This window comes from Mesorhizobium sp. M7A.T.Ca.US.000.02.2.1, assembly GCF_003996995.1.
GTDB lineage: Bacteria > Pseudomonadota > Alphaproteobacteria > Rhizobiales > Rhizobiaceae > Mesorhizobium.
Genome location: NZ_RZTT01000631.1, coordinates 1 through 2,443, shown reverse-complemented (window position 1 = coordinate 2,443; position 2,443 = coordinate 1). Strand labels below are relative to the sequence as shown.

3 protein-coding genes are annotated in these 2,443 nt (G+C 63.9%); 2 read left to right on the top strand and 1 reads right to left on the bottom strand.

Annotation, left to right across the window (positions count from 1 at the left end):
• Together EOD15_RS32785 and EOD15_RS32780 are read left to right on the top strand one after the other, a co-directional pair.
• The coding region (locus EOD15_RS32785) for an FAD-dependent oxidoreductase (protein WP_185929142.1) at positions 1-796 on the top strand (796 nt) is incomplete at its 5' end.
• Between the two features lie 210 nt (positions 797-1,006).
• Positions 1,007-1,417, top strand: coding sequence for a hypothetical protein (locus EOD15_RS32780; RefSeq protein ID WP_127321947.1), 411 nt, complete (start codon positions 1,007-1,009; stop codon positions 1,415-1,417).
• Positions 1,418-1,528: 111 nt separating this feature from the next.
• On the opposite strand, the gene EOD15_RS32775 is transcribed toward EOD15_RS32780, so the two are convergent.
• The coding region (locus EOD15_RS32775) for an ATP-binding protein (RefSeq protein WP_148129768.1) at positions 1,529-2,443 on the bottom strand (915 nt) is incomplete at its 5' end.

Here is a 2,443-nt window from a genome sequence, read left to right as displayed (position 1 = left end):
CTGGTATCTGATCGACAATGACCGACGCGTCACCAACGAGGTGCCGGAGCTGCAATATTTCGTGCGCGAAACCATGCATTCACTGGCCGACGATCTGGCCCGCGACCTTGGCGATCGGTTGCGGCTCAGCGAGCCGGTCACGCGCATCGAGCACAGTTCGCAAGGTGTTCTTGTCGTTTCGGCCGGGGGTGCCATCGAGGCGCGCGCGGTCCTGGTTGCCGTCCCGCCGGCGACGGTGACGGAGCTCGCCTTTGCTCCCGCCTTGCCAGCCCGACTGGGGCGGGCGCTCGGCGCCTGGAAAAGCGGCGCGGCTATCAAGATCCTGGTGCGCTATGCCAAACCGTTTTGGCGCGGGCGGGATTTGAACGGCATGGTGATGTGGCTCGATCCGCCGGGGCTGTTTGCCTGCGACGCCGGCAAGGATGCGGAGCATGCCGCGCTCGTCGTGTTCGTCGGCGGGTCGCTCGCGCTGCGCTGGCGTGACCTCGGCGAGGCGGAACTGCGTGCGGAGGTGACCGGCCGGTTGGAGGTAGCCCTTGGTCCGAGTGCCGGCGATGTCATCGATTTCAGTTTGCGTGACTGGGTAGGCGATCGCTGGAGCGGCGGCGCGTACAGCGATCTTGTTGTCGATGTTAGAGCGAGAGATGCCGAGCGAACGATCCTTGCCGGCGCACCGCCGGTGTATCTCGCCTGTTCAGAACTCTCGCCGTCGTTTCCGGGGTATGTCGAGGGCGCCATCATTGCCGGGCGTATCGCCGCGCACAAGATCATTGCCGAGCTTCAAGCTCCGGTCTGAGCCTGGTCTTTTCGAAAAACTGTTTGGCAAGATCGGGTCAGGTTGCGCCTCGAGCCCGAGCGCCGTCGAAGCTATGCCCGATTTTGCCCGACTTCGCCCGAATGCTGTTTCGAATTCGTTACAGTGCCAGGCCTTCGCCACCCCATCGTCGTTACAAAGTGCGGATAAGTTCATTTCACCGCCAAAAGAAACTCAGCGAAGGGGAAGGCAATGCATGCGAAAATCCAGACGATCCGCGGCGAGAGCCGCCTTCAGGCTCCAGAGCGCAATGACCGCCGTCCGAAACTGGCGCTGCGCCAGCGGGCCAGCGACCACCCCATGGCGATGTTCATGGTGCTGGCTGCTTGCGCCTTCGTCGGCATGGCGTTCACGCCGACAATCGGGCCGGCCTTCGCTTCGTTGAATCCGCCGTCCAATCTCATCGACGGGGCGCAGACGACGACCAGGATCGCGCGTCTGCCGGTACCGGTGACCGACTTCGCCTGCAAGGGCCAGACCTGGGGTGCCGAGAGTATCGACTGCCTGCGCGCAATCGCCGAACAGTCCGGAACACACAAGAGCCGCGCCATCCGCATGATCGCCACTGCCGCACCGTTGGCCGACACGCCGAATATTTTCTGATTTTATCGTAGCCTGATCCGAAACCGTTCCCGTTTTGGGATCATGTTCTGGACTCCCCGAGCGCTCCCTCCAGCGCGCTCTTCTTCGGCCCCCGCCCCCGGGGGCCTCTTTTTATTCTTTAAAGGCCGCCTGTTCGGCAATGGCGGACAGCACACTGCGCACATCAAGCGTGCTGAACGGCTTTTCCAGGATCTGCGGCCGCTGCTGTGCCGGCAGGGCCTCGATTTCGGCTTTCGCACCGATCAGGTCGCCTGTAACCAGCACGAAACGCCGCGCCAGGTCAGGCTTTTCGGCGAGCAGCTCGCGATAGATCGATATGCCGCTGACGCCGGGCATGCGCAGGTCCGAAAAGACGATGTCCGGCGGCATGTGGCCGCTCAAAGTGGCGGCGGCCGATTCCCAGACAGGAACGATCCGCGACTTGATGCCCATCAGTTCGAGTATGTCGGAGAGCGAGCCGGCGACATCCGGCTCGTCATCGATGATCAAGGCATGGCGCAGGCCGCTCGATCGCGGCTGGTTATCGCCGGCGGTGGCGAGGCCGGCCACGATGGCCGGCAGCTGGACGACGAAACGCGCGCCTCTCGGGAGCACTTCCTCGAACCAGACATTGCCATTGTGCCGCTCGATGATCGATTTCGAGATCGACAGGCCGATGCCGGTGCCGACGCCGACCGGCTTGGTGGTGAAATAGGATTCGAAGATGCGGCCGCGGATCGCTTCCGGCACGCCGGGCCCATTGTCCTCGACCGAGAAGCAGGGGTGACCGCGGTCGCTGCGGAACGTCCGCACCTTGATCAGCCGGTCGCCCGCTATGCCAGCCAAGGCGTGCTGGCTGTTGATGAGGAAGTTGGCCGCTACCTGCGTCACATGGTCGGCGTCGGCCATGGCCAGCAGCGGGCCGGCGGCGAAATCGGTGTCGATGACGATGCCGCTTGAGCGGGCGCCATAGGCGGTCACTTCGAGTGCCGACCGGATCACCTGGTTGAGGTCGGTCTCGGCCTGTGCCGCGGGATGGAGACGGAC